This is a genomic window from Pseudomonas sp. SZ40 (assembly GCF_052958135.1).
The window spans coordinates 14,191-33,817 of record NZ_JBQWIF010000051.1 but is presented as its reverse complement, the minus strand read 5'-3'; the positions used below and the strand labels follow the sequence as shown (position 1 = coordinate 33,817).

Genomic DNA, 19,627 nt, shown 5'->3' with positions numbered 1-19,627 from the left:
CACCAAAGCCATCAACACCGATGGTGGCTGGCTATTCAGAGCATGCGGCTCGGAGCTTCGGGCTGCGGGCGTTGTCGGTGGTGGGCTGAAGCCCACCCTACCCCAGGGGCATCAACCGTAGGGTGGCGCTTTAGCCCACCAAAGCCATCAACACCGATGGTGGCTGGCTATTCAGCATGCGGCTCGGAGCTTCGGGCCGCGGGCGTTGTCGGTGGTGGGCTGAAGCCCACCCTACCCCCAGGGGCATCAACCGTAGGGTGGCGCTTTAGCCCACCAAAGCCATTCAACGCCGATGTTGGCTGGCTATTCAGAGCATGCGGCTCGGAGTTTCGGGCCGCGGGCGTTGTCGGTGGTGGGCTGAAGCCCACCCTACGGCGCGCGGTTTGGCTTCAAGCGCCCGCTGAGGCCCGGGTCGGCAGCGCTATCCAACCGGCAACCCGATCACCCGGCCGACATACGCGGAGCGCGGCATGTTTCGCTGCGAATCGGCCAGTTCGGCGACGCGCCTGGCGACCTGTTCATCGAAGGGCGCCGAGCGGCCGCTGGTGGTGTCGATGTTCATCAGCATCTGTTCGCTTTCGGCCACTGTCTGCCCGTCGTCGCAGCGCTCGATCAGGTGATGGATGTGCAGGCGCTTGCGGTCATGGCCGAGCAGTTGGCTGCGCACCTGAACGTCCACACCAAGTTTCACCTCGGCGAGAAAATTGAGGTGGCACTCCAGGGTGTAGAGCGTATGCGCGGTACGCGCCCTGCCTGCCTCGTCGAGACCGAGGAGCTCCATCAGCCCATCGGTGGCGAAGCTGCAGATCAGCAGGTAGTAGGCATCGCGCAGGTGGCCGTTGTAGTCGACCCAGTCGGCCTGCACCGCGGTTCGGTAAGTAACGGGCAGCATGCTCATTCCTCGAAGGTGAAACCATGGCGCGCCTTGGTCTGGCGCACGGCATCGAGTACCGCCAGCAGGCAGTCGTCGCGGTAGCGCTCCAGCTCGGCGATGCTGCGCTGGCCCTGCTGCACGCCGGTACCGGTGACCACATCGTCGATCAGCGCTTCGGTCAGCTCAGGAGCTTGCAGATAGGTCCAAGGCAGCTTCAGCGCCGGCCCGAACTGGGCCATGAAGTGGCGCATGCCGGCGTCGCCGCCCGCCAGGGTGTAGGTCATGAAGGTGCCCATGAACGACCAGCGCAGCCCGGCACCGAAGCGGATCGCGTCGTCGATCTCACCGGTGGTGGCCACACCATCGTTGACCAGGTGCAGCGCCTCGCGCCACAGCGCCTCGAGCAGGCGGTCGGCGATGAAACCCGGGACTTCCTTGCGCACGTGCAGCGGGCGCATACCCAGCGCGCGGTAGATGGCGCTGGCGGCCTGCACGGCCTCAGGCGCGGTGCGCTGGCCACCGACCACCTCCACCAGCGGCAACAGGTACACCGGGTTGAACGGATGGCCGACCACACAGCGTTCCGGGTGATGCGCCCCGGCATAGAACTCGCTGGGCAGCAGGCCGGAGGTGCTGGAGCCGATGATCACATCGGGGCGCGCGGCGGCGCTGATCCGGGCGTGCAGGTCGAGCTTGAGCTCGAGGCGTTCGGGTGCGCTCTCCTGGATGAAGTCGGCATCGGCCACACAGGCATCGAGGTCATCGAAAAAGCGCAGTCGATCCAGCGTTGCTCCTGGCGCCAGCCCCTGCTTCTGCAGGGCCGGCCAGGCATTGGCGATGCGTGTGCGCAGCGCCGCTTCGGCGCCCGGCGCCGGGTCCCAGGCATGCACGTCGAGGCCATGGGCCAGGGCACGGGCGACCCAGCCCGCACCGATCACGCCGGTGCCGAGGGCGGCGAAGATTTTGATATCGGTAATGAAGGACATTTCCAAGCTCCAGGCTAAAGGCTCAGCGTTTTTTCAGGTTCATCTTTTCGCGCCCTTCGGCCGGGCTCAGCACCCGCCCGCCAAGACGCTCGATGATCTCGGCCGCACGCTCGACCAGCGAGCCGTTGCTGGCCGGCACGCCCTTGTCCAGCCAGATGTTGTCTTCCAGGCCGACGCGCACGTTGCCGCCCAGCAGCATGGCCTGAGCGAGCATGGGCATCTGCATGCGGCCAATGCCGAAGCCGGCCCAGGTCAGGCCCGGTGGCAGGTTGTCGACCATGGCCTTCATGGTCGTGGTGTCCGCCGGTGCGCCCCAGGGAATGCCCAGGCACAGCTGGATCAGCGGGTCGTCCAGCAAACCTTCCTTGATCATTTGCCTGGCGAACCACAGATGACCGGTGTCGAAGATTTCCAGCTCGGCCTTCACCCCAAGCTCGGTGATGCGCTTGGCACCAGCGCGCAGTTGCGCCGGGGTGGAGACGTAGATGAAGTCGCCGTCGCCGAAATTCAGGGTGCCGCAATCCAGGGTGCAGATCTCCGGCTGCAGCTCCTCGATATGGGCCAGGCGGGTCAGCGGGCCGACCAGATCGGTACCGGTGCCAAATTCCAGCGGCTGTTCGCCCCGGCCGATCTCCAGGTCGCCCCCCATGCCGGCAGTGAGGTTGATGATCACGTCGGTGTCGCTCTCGCGGATGCGCTCGACCAGCTCGCGGTACAACGCCACGTCGCGGCTCGGCTTGCCGGTCTGCGGATCACGAACATGACAGTGGGCGACGGTGGCACCGGCCTTGGCGGCCTCGATGGCAGCGGCGGCGATCTGCTTCGGGGTGACCGGAATGGCCGGATGACGGCCAACGGTATCGCCAGCGCCGGTGACCGCACAGGTGATGATGACTTCATTGTTCATGTTCGATCTCCTCTTCTTCGGGGCGAACGCCGCCACCGCGCAAGCACGGTAACGACACGGGATGGGATTAGCGGTTGGCGCTCAGGGCTTCGGCGGCAGGCTTGCCGTCACGGGTGGTGACGCCTTCCAGCCAGCCGGCGACGGCCTCGGGGTTGGCGGCAATCCACTCACGCGCCACCTTGTCCGGTGCCTGGCGATCCATGATCGGCTGCATCAGCTCGGCCTCCTGCTCACTGGTGAAACGCAGGCTGGTCAGCAGGCGATTGGCGTTGGGGCAGCGCTGGGCGTAGTCCGGCGACGTCACCGTGGAAACCGTCGCAGCCCCGTCGTTGGGGCCGAACACCCCTTCGGTGCCGCTCAGGTAGGTGATCGGCATCTGCAGGTTCATCGGATGCGGCTTCCAGCCGAAGAACACCACCGGTTTCTCGCTGCGCACCGCACGGCCCACGGCGGCGAGCATGCCGGCCTCGCTGGATTCCACCAGCTTGAACTCACCAAGACCGAAGCGGTTCTGGTCGATCATCTTCTGGATCGCCATATTGGCGCCGGAACCGGCCTCGATACCGTAGATCTTGCCGTCCAGCTGGCTCTTGAAGCGCGGGATATCGGCCAGGGTCCTGAGGCCCTGCTCGGCGGCGTAACTGGGCACGGCGAGCACCGCAACGGCGTCGTTCAACGACGGCTGCTCGGCCACCTTCACCGCGCCGGAATCGAGGAAGGGCTTGATGTTGTCGTCCATGATCGGCTTCCAGTAGCCGAGAAAGGCGTCGACCTGACCCTTCTGAATGCCGGCGAAGATGATCTGCTGCGACGCCTGGGTCTGGGTCGTTTCATAGCCGAGGCCCTGCAGCAGTTCGCTGGCCACGGCGGTGGTGGCGACGACGTCCGTCCAGCCGACGGCGCCAAGGCGAACGGTCTTGCAACTCTCCTCGTCGGCGGCCAGCAAGGGCGTACTCAACAGGGTAAGCGTGCAGCACGCTGCGAATGCGGTAAGCGCTTTCATCGATAGGCTCCTCTCAACGGTTTGATCTGGTTTTTAGTACCGTGACCGGAAAAGCGTGATTCCGATGCATGCACCTTACGCAGATACCCGGCAAGCGATTCGCACTATATCGACACAAATCCAGACCATACCGACTTGATCGGAGAGCGCTCCTGCCGTTAGATGCGGATTCCACACGCGGGGCTCCGCCATGTCGCACCACTTCTGTTTCTTCCTGCTGCCTGGGTTTTCGATGATGGGGCTGATGTCCGCCATCGAGCCGTTGCGGGTTGCCAATCGCTTTCACGCACACTACAGCTGGCGCCTGCTCAGCGACGATGGCCAGGCCGTACCGGCCAGCAACGGCATGTCGCTGAATGTCGACGACGCTCTGGATGACGAGTTGGCGGATGCCAGCCTGTTCGTGGTGGCCGGTTTCGATCCGCTGGCGACGTTCAGCCCGCAGTTGGCGAGCCGCCTGCGCCGAGCGGATCGGGAGTGCCGGGTGCTGGGCGGCATCGACACCGGCAGCTTCGTGCTGGCCGAGGCCGGGCTGCTGGAAACACGGCAGCGCTTCACCCTGCACTGGGAGGCGCTGGATGCCTTTCGCGAACGTTATCCACAGTTGCAGCCGACCCAGGAACTGTTCGAAATCGATGGCCGGCGCATCACCAGTGCAGGCGGCACCAGCAGCCTCGACCTGATGCTCGGGCTGATCGGCCGCGACCATGGCGAGCCGCTGTCGATTCAGGTATCCGAGCAGTTCGTGCTCGGCCGCATCCGTACGCGGCTGGATCACCAGCGCATGCAGGTCAGCAGCCGCTATGGCATCCACGACAAGAAGCTGGCTCTGGTGATCGCCGAGATGGAGCGCTGCACCGAGGAGCCTCGTTCCCCCGGGCAACTGGCCGACACGGTGGGCATCACCACCCGACAACTGGAGCGGCTGTTCCGTCAGCACCTGAACACCACGCCCATCACCTTCTACCTCGGCCTGCGGCTCGACAAGGCACGCCATCTGTTGCGCCAGAGCGACCTCAGCGTGCTGGAGGTGGCGCTGGCCAGCGGCTTCGAGTCGGCCTCCTACTTCGCCCGCCGCTACCGCACCCGCTTCGCCGTCAGCCCGCGGCAGGATCGACACGAAACGGCCCCGCCCACCCTACGACCGTGAAAAGGCGCAAGCAGCCTACGGGCTGCAACGTGGCGAAAGCGGACCTTCGATTTGGTGGGCTAAAGCCCACCCTACAGCCGCGCATCCAAACGTAGGGTGGGCCGGGCGGCGATCCGCTTCAGCCCACCAATTGGCGCCCGACAACGAACGGCGGCTATCGCCTTGTGGCTGCCTGCCGGTCATCCCCTGCTCTGGAACAGGCCTGCCCAGAGAGGCTTATCCATTCACGACTTCGCCTTGACGCTTTCGGCAATCCCCCAGTCGTTTTTGCACCCGGTCGATCGGGCGTCGAGGCATATGCTCCCCACAAAGCGCCAGCAACGAATCTGGTGCCACCAATCAAGGGGAGCAGCCTGATGAGCCCAGCCGAATTGCACGCCGACAGTATCGTCATCGACGGTCTGATCATCGCCAAGTGGAACCGCGAACTGTTCGAAGACATGCGCAAGGGCGGCCTGACCATGGCCAACTGCACCGTGTCGGTCTGGGAGGATTTTCAGGAAACCATCGATGCCATCGCCTCCAGCCAGAAACTGATCCGCGAGAACAGCGACCTGGTGATGCAGGTGCGCAGCACCGCCGACATCCGCCGCGCCAAGGAACTGGGCAAGACCGGCATCCTCTTCGGCTTCCAGAATGCCCATGCGTTCGAGGACCAGATCGGCTACGTGGAGATCTTCAAGCAGCTCGGCGTGGGCATCGTGCAGATGTGCTACAACACCCAGAATCTGGTCGGCACCGGCTGTTACGAGCGTGACGGCGGGCTGTCCGGCTTCGGTCGCGAGATCGTCGCCGAGATGAACCGCGTCGGCGTGATGTGCGACCTGTCCCACGTCGGCAGCAAGACCAGCGAGGAAGTCATCCTCGAATCCACCAAGCCCGTCACCTACTCCCACTGCCTGCCGTCCGGCCTGAAAGAACACCCGCGCAACAAGTCCGACGCCGAGCTGAAGTTCATCGCCGACCACGGCGGCTTCGTTGGCGTGACCATGTTCGCGCCCTTCCTGGCCAAAGGCATCGACTCGACCATCGACGACTACGCCGAAGCCATCGAGTACGTGATGAACATCGTCGGCGAAGACGCCATCGGCATCGGCACCGACTTCACCCAGGGCCACGGCCAGGACTTCTTCGAGTACCTGACCCACGACAAGGGCTACGCCCGCCGCCTTACCAACTTCGGCAAGATCGTCAACCCGCTTGGCATCCGCACCGTAGGCGAATTCCCCAACCTCACCGAAACCCTACTCAAGCGCGGCATGAGCGAACGCACCGTGCGCAAGGTCATGGGCGAGAACTGGGTGAGGGTACTCGCCGACGTCTGGGGCGAATGATGAATACCTGCGCAGCCTACTGCGCCCACCGATAGCTGCGGCGCGTCCTCGCGGCGTGCTCGCCACGGCTCCGCAGGCATTCATCCGCACCGTTCAAACATGCAAGACAACGAATTCTGGAGTTAACAACATATGGCCACCCACGCCCCCGAAATGCCCATCCAGGTCGACGACGAAACCGGCGTCTGGACCACCGACGCCCTGCCGATGCTTTACGTACCGCGGCATTTCTTCGTCAACAATCACATGGGTATCGAGGAGGTGCTCGGCGCCGACAAGTACGCCGAGATTCTCTACAAGGCTGGCTACAAGTCCGCCTGGCACTGGTGCGAGAAGGAAGCCGAGTGCCACGGCATCGAAGGCGCAGCGGTGTTCGAGCACTACATGAAGCGCCTGTCGCAGCGCGGCTGGGGGCTGTTCGAGATCCAGAAGCTGGATATCGATGCCGGCTACGCGGAAGTGAAGCTCAAGCACTCGGCCTTCGTGTACGTGTACGGCAAGGTCGGCCGCAAGGTCGATTACATGTTCACCGGCTGGTTTTCCGGTGCCCTCGACCAGATCCTGGCGGCCAGGGGCAGCGCCCTGCGTACCGTCACCGTGCAGGAATATGGCGGCTCCGAAGAAGGCCACGAAGATGGCCTGTTCGTTACCCGTCCGCTCTAACGGTCACCAGAGTGGGAGCGCCCCCGCCCGCTCCCACCCATAAAAACAGAACCGTGAACGCTTAGCCGCCGAATCGAGGAGAAGGTCATGGCCTTCGAAGCAATGTTCCAGCCGATCCAGATCGGCAAACTGACCATCCGTAACCGCGTGCTCTCCACCGCGCACGCGGAGGTGTATGCCACCGACGGCGGCATGACCACCGAGCGCTACGTGAAGTACTACGAGGAGAAGGCCAAGGGCGGCATCGGCCTGGCCATCTGTGGTGGCTCCTCGGTGGTGGCCATCGACAGCCCGCAGCACTGGTGGGCATCGGTGAACCTGGCGACCGACCGGATCATTCCGCACTTCCAGAACCTGGCCGACGCCATGCACAAGCATGGCGCCAAGATCATGATCCAGATTACCCACATGGGCCGTCGCTCGCGCTGGGATGGCGGCCACTGGCCGACCCTGATGTCGCCGTCCGGCATCCGCGAGCCGGTGCACCGCGCCACCTGCAAGACCATCGAGCCGGAGGAAATCTGGCGGGTGATCGGCAACTACGCCCAGGCCGCACGCCGGGCCAAGGAAGGCGGCCTGGATGGCGTCGAACTGTCCGCCGTGCACCAGCACATGATCGACCAGTTCTGGTCGCCACGGGTCAACAAACGCACCGACGAATGGGGCGGCAGCTTCGAAGGCCGCATGAAGTTCGGCATGGAAGTGCTCAAGGCCGTGCGCGCCGAAGTGGGCGACGATTTCTGCGTGGGCATGCGCATCTGCGGCGACGAGTTCCACCCGGACGGTCTGTCCCATGACGACATGAAGCAGATCGCCAAGTACTACACTGACACCGGCATGCTCGACTTCCTCGGCGTGGTCGGCTCGGGCTGCGATACCCACAACACCCTGGCCAACGTCATCCCCAACATGAGCTACCCGCCGGAGCCGTTCCTGCACCTGGCGGCTGGCATCAAGGAAGTGGTCAACGTGCCGGTGCTGCACGCGCAGAACATCAAGGACCCGAACCAGGCCACGCGCATTCTCGAAGGCGGCTACGTGGACATGGTCGGCATGACCCGCGCGCACATCGCCGATCCGCACCTGATCGCCAAGATCAAGATGGGCCAGATCGACCAGATCAAACAGTGCGTCGGCGCCAACTACTGCATCGACCGCCAGTACCAGGGCCTGGACGTGCTGTGCATCCAGAACGCCGCGACCAGCCGCGAGTACATGGGCCTGCCGCACATCATCGAGAAATCCACCGGGCCGAAACGCAAGGTGGTCGTCGTCGGCGGCGGCCCGGCCGGGATGGAGGCCGCCCGCGTGGCCGCCGAACGCGGCCATGACGTGACCCTGTTCGAGAAACAGGAGCAGCTTGGCGGGCAGATCACCCTGGCCTCGAAAGCCCCGCAACGTGACCAGATCGCTGGCATCACCCGCTGGTATCAGTTGGAGCTGGCACGCCTGGGCATAGACCTGCGCCTGGGTACCGCGGCCGACGTGGACACCATCAACGACCTGCGTGCCGATATCGTCGTGCTCGCCAATGGCGGCCACCCGTTCCTCGAACAGGTCGAGCACTGGGGCGCGGCCGAAGGCCTGGTGGTCAGCAGCTGGGACATCCTCAGCGGCAAGGTGGCGCCGGGCAAGACCGTACTGGTGTACGACACCATCTGCGAATTCACCGGTATGTCGGTGGCGGACTTCCTCGCCGACAAGGGTGCCCAGGTCGAGATCGTCACCGACGACATCAAGCCGGGCGTGGCCATCGGCGGCACCAGTTTCCCGACCTACTACCGCAGCATGTACCCCAAGGAAGTGATCATGACCGGCGACATGATGCTGGAGAAGGTCTACGCCGAGGGCGACAAGAAGATCGCCGTGCTGGAGAACGAGTACACCGGCGCCAGGGAAGAGCGCGTGGTCGATCAGGTGGTGGTCGAGAACGGCGTGCGCCCGGACGAGGGCCTGTACTACGCGCTGAAGGAAGGCTCGCGCAACAAGGGCCAGATGGACATCGACGCGCTGTTCGCCATCCAGCCACAGCCCGCGCTGAGCCAGGCCGGTGAGGGTTACCTGCTGTTCCGCATCGGCGACTGCGTGGCCCAGCGCAACACCCATGCGGCGATCTATGACGCGCTGCGGCTTTGTAAAGATTTTTAAGCAGCCTCCCTGTAGGAGCCGGCTTGCCGGCGATGAACGATAACGCGGCCCAAGCGACAACCGCGGAGCCCGAATCGCTGGCAAGCCAGCTCCTACAAGACCCTTGCGGGAGCTTCACCATGCTTGGCACCCTTCTCCCCATCCTGCTCTTCGCCGCCCTCGGCCTGGCCGTACTCGGCGCCGCGAAACGCTTCTTCATGTGGCGCCGTGGCCGGCCCGCCCAGGTCGACTGGCTCGGCGGCCTGCTGAACATGCCGCGGCGCTATCTGGTCGATCTGCACCACGTGGTCGAGCGTGACGCCTACATGTCGAAAACCCACGTGGCGACGGCGGGCGGCTTCGTGCTTGCCGCCGTGCTGGCGATCGTCGTGCATGGTTTCGGCCTGCACAACCGCATCCTCGGCTTCGCCCTGCTGGCCGCGACGGCCTGCATGTTCGTTGGCGCCCTGTTCGTCGCCAAACGCAGACGCAATCCGCCGGCGCGGCTGTCGAAAGGCCCGTGGATGCGCCTGCCGAAAAGCCTGCTGATGTTCTCCGCGAGCTTCTTCATCGCCACGCTGCCGGTGGCCGGCATTCTGCCCACCGACTTCGGCGGCTGGGTGCTTGCGGCCCTCCTGGCCGTGGGTGTGGCTTGGGGGGTGTGCGAACTGTTCTTTGGCATGACCTGGGGCGGGCCGATGAAGCATGCCTTCGCCGGCGCCCTGCACCTGGCCTGGCACCGCCGCAGCGAACGCTTTGGCGGGGGCCGCTCCACCGGCCTCAAGGCACTCGACCTGAGCGATCGCAACGCACCGCTGGGTGTGGAAAAACCCACCGACTTCACCTGGAACCAGCTACTCGGCTTCGACGCCTGCGTGCAGTGCGGCAAGTGCGAGGCCATGTGCCCGGCCTTCGCGGCTGGCCAGCCACTGAACCCGAAGAAACTGATCCAGGACATGGTCATCGGCCTGGCCGGTGGCAGCGACGCCAAGTTCGCCGGCTCGCCCTACCCAGGCAAACCACTCGGTGAGCACAGCGGCGGCCCGCATCAGCCTATCGTCTCGCTGCAGGGCAAGGCGCTGGTCGATGCCGACACCCTGTGGTCATGCACCACCTGCCGCGCCTGCGTGGAGGAGTGCCCGATGATGATCGAGCATGTCGATGCCATCGTCGACATGCGCCGCCACCTGACCCTGGAGAAAGGCTCGACGCCGAACAAGGGTGCCGAGGTACTGGAAAACCTCATCGCCACCGACAACCCGGGCGGCTTCGCACCGGGCGGACGACTGAACTGGGCCGCTGACCTGAACCTGCCGCTGCTCAGCGAGAAACAGCGCACCGACGTGCTGTTCTGGGTTGGCGACGGCGCCTTCGACATGCGCAACCAGCGCACCCTGCGCGCCTTCGTGAAGATCCTCAAGGCGTCCGGAGTGGACTTCGCCGTGCTCGGCCTGGAGGAACGCGACAGCGGTGACGTGGCGCGCCGTCTCGGCGACGAGGCGACCTTCCAGCAACTGGCCAACCGCAATATCGCCACCCTGGCCAAGTACCAGTTCAAGACCATCGTCTCCTGCGACCCGCACAGCTTTCACGTGCTGAAGAACGAGTACGGCGCCCTGGGCGGCCATTATCAGGTCATGCACCACAGCACCTTCATCGAATCGTTGATGCAGCGCGACCTGCTGCCTCTCGGCCAGCACAAGGGCGGCAGCGTGACCTATCACGACCCCTGCTACCTGGGCCGCTACAACGGCGAATATGAGGCGCCGCGCACGGTGCTCAAGGCCATCGGCATCGAAGTCAAAGAAATGGCCCGCTCCGGTTTCCGCTCACGCTGTTGTGGCGGTGGCGGCGGTGCGCCGATCACCGACATCCCCGGCAAGCAGCGGATTCCCGACATGCGCATGGAAGACATCAAGGAAACCGGTGCCGAACTGGTGGCCGTCGGCTGCCCGCAATGCACCGTGATGCTCGAAGGCGTGGTCGAACCGCGCCCGCAGATCAAGGACATCGCCGAGCTGGTGGCCGAGGTACTGATCGAAAACGACGTACCGCAAAAGCAACCAGCGCCGCGACGTGAACTGGCGGAGGTGCCGTGATGATGGAACACCCCACTCACGTAGGAACCCGCTTGCGGGCGGTCGTGGCCACAGTCCGCCGTACGAATGAGATCGCATCGCCGGCAAGCCGGCTCCTAAAACAAAGCACCGTGGAGATGCCGACATGAGTGATCTGATCCGCCGCGACCCGCGCGCCGAATGGATCGCACGCAATCGCCTGCATCCATTGCACGCCGCCCTGCAGACTCAGCAGACCCAGTGGCTCGGCCCCAACGGCCTGGTACGCAAGAATCCGCACGCCGCTGCCGCCGGCTTCATCGGCCCGGCCGGACTCAAGCGCATCGACCGCAGCGGTACGCAGCAGGGCGGCTCGAACAAGCGCCAGAGCGCCAGCGTGGAAGTGCAGTTGCCACTGCACGTGGTCGAGCAGCCAGCGTTCGTCATCGCCGTGGTGCCGGACATGGTCGGCGGCCGCCTGAGCAGCCACGACAAGGATCTGCTTGGCCTCGCCCACCAACTGGCTGGCAGCGACGGCGCGGTACTTGCCGTGGTGTTTGGCGAAATCCGCGAAAGCACCTTCGAGACCGCAGGCGTGGACCGTCTGGTCCACCTCGATGGCGATGAGTACGCAGGCTACTCACCGGAGCAGCGCGTGCTTGCCCTGCGTGCCGTGGAAAGCCAGTTCGCACCGCGTCACTGGTTGCTGCCGGACAGCCGCAACGGCGGCGGCGAACTGGGCCGACGCCTGGCTGCCAGCCTCGGCGAGCGCCCGGCTACGCGCGTCTGGCAGGTCCGGGACGGGCAAAGTACCGGCCGTGCTGGCGCGGGCCGCGAAGATATCGCCCAGGTAGCACCCCGCCTCATTCTGGCCGCTGCGGAATGCGCCGAACCGGTCAGCGAAAGTCGCCACGAAGCGCGGCGGATCGAGCTGTCGGCGCAGGTCGCGCGCAACCTGCCGCGTATCGAAGACCTGGGCTCGGTGGCCGTCGACCCGGCGCAGATTCCCATGGCCGAAGCGGAGTTCATCCTCTCCGGCGGCAATGGCGTGAAGGACTGGGCCCTGTTCCATCGCGCCGCCGCGACGCTCGGCGCCACCGAAGGCGCCTCGCGGGTGGCAGTAGACGACGGCCACATGCCTCGCGGCCGCCAGGTCGGCGCGACCGGCACCTGGGTCACCGCCCGCGTGTACATGGCGGTCGGCATCTCCGGCGCGATCCAGCACCTGCAAGGCATCGGCGCCTGCGACAAGGTGGTGGCGATCAACCTCGACCCTGGCTGCGACATGATCAAGCGAGCGGACATGGCAGTGATCGGCGACTCCGCCGCCATCCTCCAGGCCTTGATGGAACGGGTCGAAGCCCATCGTCAGGGAGCCAGACGCGATGCCGCATGAGCAGCCTATCGCGGGCATGGCCCGCTCCCACGAGATTGAAATGCCCGCGAAATCCCAAGTACCGGTGGAGTTCCAGCATGGCTGAATTGAACGTCGTTGCCCTCGTCTCCATCGGCGCGCACCCGGCATCGGGACGGCCGCGGCGCGCCGAGCAGGATGCCCGCGCCGTGGAACTGGGCCTGAAGCTGGCAGGTGAAAAGCTCAATGTGGTGCATGCCGGCGATCCGCACGAAGAAACCCTGCGCGCCTACCTGGGCATGGGCCTGCCCGGGCTCAGCGTCCTCGAACAGACTCGCGAGGCCGATGCCCTGCCGGCCCTGACCGAGCACCTGCAACGCGCCAAGGCACAGTTGGTGCTGACCGGCAGCCAGGCGGAAACCGGTGAAGGTTCGGGCATGCTGCCCTACCTGCTGGCCGAGCGTCTGGGCTGGCCGCTGATCGTTGGCCTGGCGGAAGTGGAAAGCATCGAAGGCGGCAGCGCCCAGGTGCTACAGGCACTACCCCGAGGGCAAAGGCGCCGGCTCAAGGTACGCCTGCCCTTTGTCGCCAGCGTCGACGGTGCGGCACCGGCCGCTCGCCAGAGCGCATTCGGCCCGGCCCGCCGCGGCACTGTGGATAATGAATCGGTGGAGCTGGTCGACGACCCGCTCTATGCCGATGCCCAGTGGCAACCGGCCCGTCCGCGACCCAAGCGCCTGAAGGTGATCAAGGCCAAGACCGGCGCCGAGCGCATGAAGGCGGCCACGGCCAAGGCTTCAGGTGGCGCAGGCCAGGTGCTCAACGGCGTCTCGCCACAGGAGGGCGCAGAGGCTATCTTCAAGTTGTTGCTGGACGAAGGCGTACTGCGCTGACGGGGCGCCGATCTTCACACACTCCACGAGGACAGGACGATGATGCACGCCGAATTGATCGACCAGGAAGATCTCCGCGAACGCCTGGTAGCCCTGGGCATCAGCATTCCCAGCGGCGCCAGCGCCGAGCAGGCCTGCGAGTACGCGGTCACCGGCCTGTGCCCGGAACGCGCCGTGGCCCTGCGCCGCATGGTCGAAGACATACTCGCCGGTAGCGCCACCGTGCTGCCGACCGTGCGCGAAGCCATCTCCCGCACCCTGCTGCCGGCGCTCGTGCCACGCCGCTAGAGCTGGGCAAGCGCAGCCGGCCTGCTCGGCAAACCGCCACGCGTTGCACACAAATACTGTGCATGCGCCTGTGGATAAACTGTTGAATAACTGCCAGCCACCCGCCCGCATGGGCGCTGCAGGCAGTTGTCCGTTTTTTGTCCATGCTTCTCTCGACGAGATCGCCGAGAGGCCCTTTCCAGGGCCTTTGCCGTGATGATCGCAAAGAACGAGCAGCGTTTTCTTCAGCACCAATAGCTTGCGCACAAATACTGTGTGCGTGGCTGTGGATAAGCTGTTTGGAAAGCGCTGAAAGCCCGGTGACACATGGCTTTCGAGCGGCTGGTGCTTTTTTGTACTCAGCATCCCTGGCGACCACCCTTGGGTCGTCACAAGCGACGGCAAAAATCGCCCCAGGCGATTTTTCGCTCAGCATGCATCCGGCGGTAACGGCCAGAAGCCGTCACCGCCATTCGGATCAGAGGATGCGTACGCTGGCGAAGGTCGACTCACCCTGAGCACGGCTGAGCGCGGACATGGCGGAAGACGACTCGTGCATCAGGTCGTCATGGATCGGCACCAGGGAAATCACGTTCGAGCTGCTGCCGGCGCGCTCATCGCGCGGCGGAATGCCGAAGTACTCGCGGTAGCACTTGGAGAAGTGCGGGGTGGAGACGAAGCCGCAGACCGAGGCGACTTCGATGATCGACATCGAGGTCTGCTTGAGCAGCTGCCGGGCGCGTATCAGGCGCAGCTTCAGGTAATAGCGCGACGGTGAGCAGTGCAGGTACTTCTGGAACAGCCGTTCCAGCTGGCGACGCGAAACATCCACGTAGAGCGCCAGTTGATCGAGGTCGATGGGCTCCTCGAGGTTGGCTTCCATCAGGGCGACGATTTCCTGCAGTTTCGGCTGATTGGTGCCGAGCATGTGCTTGAGCGGCACGCGCTGATGATCCTGCTCGTTGCGAATGCGCTCGTAGATGAACATCTCGGAGATTGCCGCTGCCAGTTCGCGACCATGCTCGCGGCCGATCAGGTGCAGCATCATGTCCATCGGCGCAGTGCCGCCGGACGAGGTATTGCGGTTGCGGTCGATGGAGAACAGCCGCGTGGTGATGGCCGCACGGGGGAAGGCCTCCTGCATCGCGGCAAGAAACTCCCAGTGCACGCTGCAATCGTAGCCGTCGAGCAAACCGGCCTTGGCCAGCGCCCAGCTGCCCGTACACACCGCGCCCATCTGCCGGCCCTGACGAGCCTGGGCCTGCAGCCACTGCACATGTTCGCGGGTGACGCTGCGCTGGATGTCCACACCGCCACAGACGATCACCGCGCTCAGAGCTGGCGCGTTGGCGGTACAGGCATCCGGGGTGATCTGCAGACCGTCGCTGGCGCACACCGGCAAGCCATTGAGGGTCAGGGTGTGCCAGCGATACAGCTCCTTGCCGGAGAGCTGGTTGGCCATGCGCAGGGGCTCCACGGCGGACGCCAGGGAGATCAGGGTGAAATTGTCCAACAGGAGAAACCCGATGGATTGGGGAACACGGCTCTGGAGCTGCGCTCCCTGATTGAACTGTGACATCGGTGAACCCTCACGCTAAGCACGTTGTGAGCCTTCATCGCGAGGCTCTGATTTTCTTGTATTCACGGCACAAGGCAGTCAAGCAGATGGCCTATGCAACGCAAAGGTCATGCCGACATTGAACGGTCGTTCAACAAAAAACGTGCACCAGGCTGGAACGCCCCGGCAGAGCGAGCCGCGGGGGCTCGCAGATGCTTCGTGAAATCGCCGTGAAGTGCCCTGCCACAAGGGCCTGAGCATTTTGGTAGCACTGCCGCCAATGGGTGTTCCCGTACATTTGTGAGGGTTACCTGCCGACAGTAACGGAGGCCGTGACCGAGCGGTCACGGCACTGACGTTTCGGCCCGTGCTTCACCTGCACCAAAAGCTGGCGGATGACCGGTCATCTGAGCGAAAAGCGCCCACGGGCGACAGTCAGGATTTCCTTCTACCCTGCCGCGCCCATCGACGATCATGGCGAATGGCCGGCACGGCCATTATCAAAGCCGGCTCATCTCGATCCACCGACGGCGCCATCGGTTCTCGGATCCCTGCCCCCTACATGGCCAGCAGACGACCAGTACAGTGTAAAAAACGCACGTTCAGCGACGCTTTTGCAGCGACCGACAGGCTTACATACGTTTTTTTTCGAATTCGCTACAGCCCCCGGTTCACCTAGCCTAAGGCCGGCTGAAAAGCTGAGAACCGCGCCACATGCGGCCTCCAGCTTTGGCCAAGGGTAGAAAAAATCTGTTATGGTTTTTTAGGCGGCGGACCTTGGTGTCGTCGCCCAACACGTCAGGGTCGCAATTCGATAATTGCCGCGACCGCAAGACTATATCGTTGAGTCAGCCGATTTCGTCGCTGTCGCTCTTGACCAGAGTGGCAGACCGGAGCCCTCCGCTCCGGACCGAAGAACAGATAAGTGCTGGCTACCGCAACAGGGCGCCAGTCCAACAAGAAATTTCGGATGTACGCGCATCTCGGATGAGATGTGAATTCCCAAAGGACTGGGCTTCGTAACACTGCCAGAGGGTTTGGAAAGCAGTTTGCAGCACGGCAACGCATTATTCATTCGACACGAAATCCAGGAATGCCGGGGGCTGCGAGCAGCCAGGGCAGGTCTCTGGGGGCGTGCGCGAGTGCCAGCAGAACGCCATGTAACAGAACGCTGTCCAAACCTCGGAACCGTGTATATACCCACAAGCAAGAACAGTCGACATCGCCTGACGAACGCCCGGTGGGCGCTCGGCAGGCCGCGTGTAGCTGCTCTGGATGTCTACTGAAGGGGAACCATCCCATGCAGTCTGGAAAAATCGTCGTCGAGAACCTCTACAAGGTGTTTGGCGACAAGCCGCAAGAAGCCATCGACCTGCTCAAGCAAGGTTGGAGCAAGGACAGAATTCTCGCCGAGAAAGGCGCCGTCATTGGCGTCAGCGACGTCTCGTTCAGCGTCGAGGAAGGTGAAATCTTCGTACTGATGGGCCTCTCCGGCTCCGGTAAATCCACCCTCATCCGCCTGATCAACCGGTTGGTCGAACCGACTGCCGGAGACGTCTTCATCGACGGGCAGAACGTCGCCAAGCTGCCCAAGGATCAACTGATCGAACTGCGCCGCCGCGACATGAGCATGGTCTTCCAGTCATTCGCACTGATGCCCTCGCGCACCGTTCTGGACAACGCCGCCTTCGGCCTCGAAGTGGCCGGCAAAGGCCGCAAGGAGCGCGAAGAGCGCGCCATGCAGGTACTCACCCAGGTTGGTCTGGATACCTTCGCCAGCAAATTCCCCCACGAGCTCTCGGGCGGCATGCAACAGCGCGTCGGCCTGGCTCGCGCCCTGGCCGTCGACCCCTCGATGATCATCATGGATGAGGCCTTCTCGGCCCTCGACCCGCTCAAGCGCCGCGAGATGCAGGACATCCTGCTCGAGCTGCAGAAGACTGACCGCCGCACCATCATCTTCGTGTCTCACGATATCGAAGAGGCCATGCGCATCGGCAGTCGCATCGGCATCATGGAAGGCGGCAAGCTGATTCAGGTCGGCACGCCACAGGAACTCATCGACAATCCTGCCAACGAATACGTGCGCAACTTCTTCGATACGGTCGACACCAGCCGCTATCTCACCGCTGGCCAGCTCAAGTCCGACAGCGTGCCGATCTACGTGCACAACGGTAAAGCGCCCGATGCGCAAACCGTTTGCCGTGAGCTGCAGGAACAGGACAAGCACTACGCCTTCATCGTCGACGAAGACAACAAGTTCCAAGGCTCCATCAGCCTGGAGAAGATCGCCCTCCTGGTCGAAGGCGGCGAATCCTGCTCCCTGAACCAGGCCGTGCTCAAGGAAATCAATCCGGTTCCCGAGGACATGCCACTGGATCAGGTGATCGGTCGCCTGGTGGACAACGAGGGTCCGATCCCGGTGGTCGACCAGGACGGCAATTACAGTGGCGCCATCAGCAAAGGCCGCCTCCTGACTCGTCTGCAGGGAGAATGACATGAGCGAGAAACTGGATCTGGGCAGCTGGGTCAACGACTCCGTACAACACCTGCTGGATAACTACAGCGGCGCTTTCGACAGCATCGGCAGCGTGGTCAGCGGCTTTTCCGAAGGTATCGAGGCGGTACTCATGCTGCCCCCGGCCTGGCTGCTGATCGCCATCTTCGTGGCCCTCGGCCTGTGGCGTATCGGCTTTCGCTTCGCGGTGTTCACCGCCATCGCCTTCGTGCTGATCGTCATGACCGGCTTCTGGGAGCAGACGGTAGTGACCCTCGGCCTGACCTTCTCGGCGACCCTGATCAGTTTGCTGATGGGTATTCCGCTGGGCATCTGGGCGGCCAAGAGCGAGCGCGTGTCGACCATCATCCGGCCGATTCTGGACTTCATGCAGACCATGCCGGCGTTCGTCTACCTGATCCCCGCGGCCATGCTGTTCGGCCTCGGTCGGGTGCCCGGCATCATCGCCACGGTGATCTTCGCCATGCCACCTGCGGTACGCCTGACCAGCCTGGGCATCCGCCAGGTCAACAAGGAAATCGTCGAGGCTGGCCAGTCGTTCGGCTGCAACGGTCGCCAACTGCTGTTCAAGGTGCAGTTGCCCAACGCGATGCCGTCGATCATGGCGGGCGTCAACCAGACCATCATGATGGCCCTGTCGATGGTGATCATCGCCTCCATGGTCGGCGCCGGCGGCCTGGGTAACGACGTGCTGGCCAGCATCCAGCGTCTGGACATCGGCCTGGGCTTCGAAAGCGGCATGGCCGTGGTCCTGCTGGCGATCATCCTCGACCGCATCACCGAGAGTTTCGGCACCCCGCAAACCGCGGCGAACCGTGCCGGCTGGCTGAACTGGTTGAGCGCTCGTCTGCAACGTCAGTAAGCGGCCATACTCAGCGTTCTTTCAACTCTACAAGGATCCGCGGATGAACAACTTTTACAAGGTGGCGGGCGTAGGTGTGCTGTCCTGCGTGCTGATGCAGGGCGCCTGGGCTCAAGAGCCGGCAAGCTGCAAGCAGGTGCGTTTCGCCGAGATCGGCTGGGCCGACATCGCTGCTACCACCGGTGTGGCCATGACGCTGACCGAAGGCCTCGGCTATCAGCCGCGCAAGACCATGGCCTCGGTGCCAATCGCCTTCACCGGTGTGAAGAACAAGCAGATCGACGTGTTCCTCGGTTACTGGGCGCCGTCGATGGACTCGGTGATCGAGCCGTTCACCAAGGACAACAGCGTCAAGGTCCTGCCCAAGGCCAACCTCGAAGGCGCCAAGTACACCCTGGCCGTGCCGACCTATGCAGCCGAAGCGGGCCTGAAGAGCTTTCAGGACATCGCCAAGTTCAAGGATCAGCTGGGCGGCAAGATCTACGGCATCGAGCCGGGCAACGACGGCAACCTGCTGATCGAAGGCATGATCAAGGGCAACACCTTCGATCTCGGCGATTTCAAGATGATCGAGTCCAGCGAGGCCGGCATGCTGGTGCAGGTGCAGCGCGCGATTCGCAAGAAAGAGCCGGTGGTCTTCCTCGGCTGGGCACCGCACCCGATGAACACCCAGCAGGACATCACCTACCTGTCCGGTGGTGACGACGTGTTCGGCCCGGATTATGGCGCCGCCAAGGTTTACACCGTGGTACCGCCAGATTACGAAGCGCGCTGCGCCAACGTCGGCAAACTGCTGAACAATCTGCAATTCAACGTCGATATCGAAAGCCAGCTGATGGAAAAAGTGCTGGAGAAGAAAGACCCGGCCGAGGTGGCAAAGGAGTGGATCAAGGCTAACCCGCAGGCGCTCGACGCCTGGCTGGAAGGTGTGACCACGTTCGACGGCCAGGATGGCGTTGCTGCAGTGAAGAAATTCGTCGGGCTCTGAACGAGCTCGCACTCACCGCGACCCGGCTGCTGGCAGCCGGGTCAGGTACAGACAGGCAACGCACGGTGCGTAGCCTGTCCGCCGGG

16 protein-coding genes are annotated in these 19,627 nt (G+C 63.8%); 11 read left to right on the top strand and 5 right to left on the bottom strand.

Features of this window, described 5'->3' with window-relative positions; translation table 11 throughout:
- Positions 1-421: 421 nt before the first annotated feature.
- The 4 genes from ACT9T4_RS24725 to choX form a co-directional block, all read right to left on the bottom strand.
- Positions 422-892 carry a thioesterase family protein gene (locus ACT9T4_RS24725; RefSeq protein ID WP_499119461.1) on the bottom strand — a complete coding sequence of 157 codons (471 nt, stop codon included), beginning with the start codon at positions 890-892 and terminating at the stop codon, positions 422-424.
- Positions 893-894: 2 nt separating this feature from the next.
- The gene (locus tag ACT9T4_RS24720; RefSeq protein WP_179539325.1) at positions 895-1,860 is read right to left on the bottom strand and encodes an L-carnitine dehydrogenase; all 966 of its coding nucleotides are present in this window, start codon (positions 1,858-1,860) and stop codon (positions 895-897) included.
- 22 nt (positions 1,861-1,882) lie between these two features.
- On the bottom strand, positions 1,883-2,767 hold the full coding sequence (gene cdhC / locus ACT9T4_RS24715; protein WP_499119459.1) for a 3-dehydrocarnitine:acetyl-CoA trimethylamine transferase CdhC: 885 nt from the start codon (positions 2,765-2,767) through the stop codon (positions 1,883-1,885).
- Between the two features lie 67 nt (positions 2,768-2,834).
- Positions 2,835-3,770, bottom strand: a complete 936-nt coding sequence (gene choX, locus ACT9T4_RS24710) for a choline ABC transporter substrate-binding protein (RefSeq protein WP_499119457.1) — start codon at positions 3,768-3,770, stop codon at positions 2,835-2,837.
- A 190-nt stretch (positions 3,771-3,960) separates the two neighbouring features.
- Between choX and ACT9T4_RS24705 the strand changes: the two genes are divergently transcribed.
- The 8 genes from ACT9T4_RS24705 (at position 3,961) to ACT9T4_RS24670 (ending at position 13,636) form a co-directional block, all read left to right on the top strand.
- Positions 3,961-4,920 carry a GlxA family transcriptional regulator gene (locus ACT9T4_RS24705; protein ID WP_499119455.1) on the top strand — a complete coding sequence of 320 codons (960 nt, stop codon included), beginning with the start codon at positions 3,961-3,963 and terminating at the stop codon, positions 4,918-4,920.
- Between the two features lie 356 nt (positions 4,921-5,276).
- On the top strand, positions 5,277-6,254 hold the full coding sequence (locus tag ACT9T4_RS24700; RefSeq protein ID WP_042554232.1) for a dipeptidase: 978 nt from the start codon (positions 5,277-5,279) through the stop codon (positions 6,252-6,254).
- A gap of 132 nt (positions 6,255-6,386) precedes the next feature.
- Positions 6,387-6,917 carry a DUF5943 domain-containing protein gene (locus ACT9T4_RS24695; protein ID WP_179539327.1) on the top strand — a complete coding sequence of 177 codons (531 nt, stop codon included), beginning with the start codon at positions 6,387-6,389 and terminating at the stop codon, positions 6,915-6,917.
- An 87-nt stretch (positions 6,918-7,004) separates the two neighbouring features.
- On the top strand, positions 7,005-9,065 hold the full coding sequence (gene dgcA / locus ACT9T4_RS24690; RefSeq protein WP_042554230.1) for a dimethylglycine demethylation protein DgcA: 2,061 nt from the start codon (positions 7,005-7,007) through the stop codon (positions 9,063-9,065).
- A 119-nt stretch (positions 9,066-9,184) separates the two neighbouring features.
- Entirely contained in the window at positions 9,185-11,143 is a 1,959-nt protein-coding gene (gene dgcB, locus ACT9T4_RS24685) for a dimethylglycine demethylation protein DgcB (protein ID WP_499119452.1), read from the top strand.
- 124 nt (positions 11,144-11,267) lie between these two features.
- Positions 11,268-12,497: an electron transfer flavoprotein subunit alpha gene (gene etfA, locus ACT9T4_RS24680; RefSeq protein ID WP_499119450.1), complete on the top strand. Its 1,230-nt coding sequence runs from the start codon at positions 11,268-11,270 to the stop codon at positions 12,495-12,497.
- A 77-nt stretch (positions 12,498-12,574) separates the two neighbouring features.
- Entirely contained in the window at positions 12,575-13,348 is a 774-nt protein-coding gene (gene etfB, locus ACT9T4_RS24675) for an electron transfer flavoprotein subunit beta (protein WP_499119448.1), read from the top strand.
- 39 nt (positions 13,349-13,387) lie between these two features.
- Positions 13,388-13,636: a hypothetical protein gene (locus ACT9T4_RS24670; RefSeq protein ID WP_042554226.1), complete on the top strand. Its 249-nt coding sequence runs from the start codon at positions 13,388-13,390 to the stop codon at positions 13,634-13,636.
- Positions 13,637-14,093: 457 nt separating this feature from the next.
- Here the strand turns inward: ACT9T4_RS24670 and gbdR are convergent, their stop codons facing one another.
- Positions 14,094-15,194, bottom strand: coding sequence for a choline metabolism transcriptional regulator GbdR (gene gbdR / locus ACT9T4_RS24665; protein ID WP_042554225.1), 1,101 nt, complete (start codon positions 15,192-15,194; stop codon positions 14,094-14,096).
- A 1,279-nt stretch (positions 15,195-16,473) separates the two neighbouring features.
- On the opposite strand from gbdR, the gene ACT9T4_RS24660 reads away from it, so the two are divergent.
- The 3 genes from ACT9T4_RS24660 to ACT9T4_RS24650 are packed head-to-tail and all read left to right on the top strand — an operon-like array spanning position 16,474 to position 19,541.
- Positions 16,474-17,670 (top strand): quaternary amine ABC transporter ATP-binding protein, encoded by a 1,197-nt coding sequence (locus ACT9T4_RS24660; protein ID WP_179539331.1) that lies wholly within the window; start codon positions 16,474-16,476, stop codon positions 17,668-17,670.
- Position 17,671: 1 nt separating this feature from the next.
- A complete protein-coding gene (locus ACT9T4_RS24655) occupies positions 17,672-18,553 on the top strand; it encodes an ABC transporter permease (protein ID WP_042554223.1) in 882 nt (293 codons plus the stop codon).
- A 43-nt stretch (positions 18,554-18,596) separates the two neighbouring features.
- Positions 18,597-19,541, top strand: coding sequence for a choline ABC transporter substrate-binding protein (locus ACT9T4_RS24650; RefSeq protein ID WP_042554222.1), 945 nt, complete (start codon positions 18,597-18,599; stop codon positions 19,539-19,541).
- The last annotated feature ends 86 nt before the right edge of the window (positions 19,542-19,627 follow it).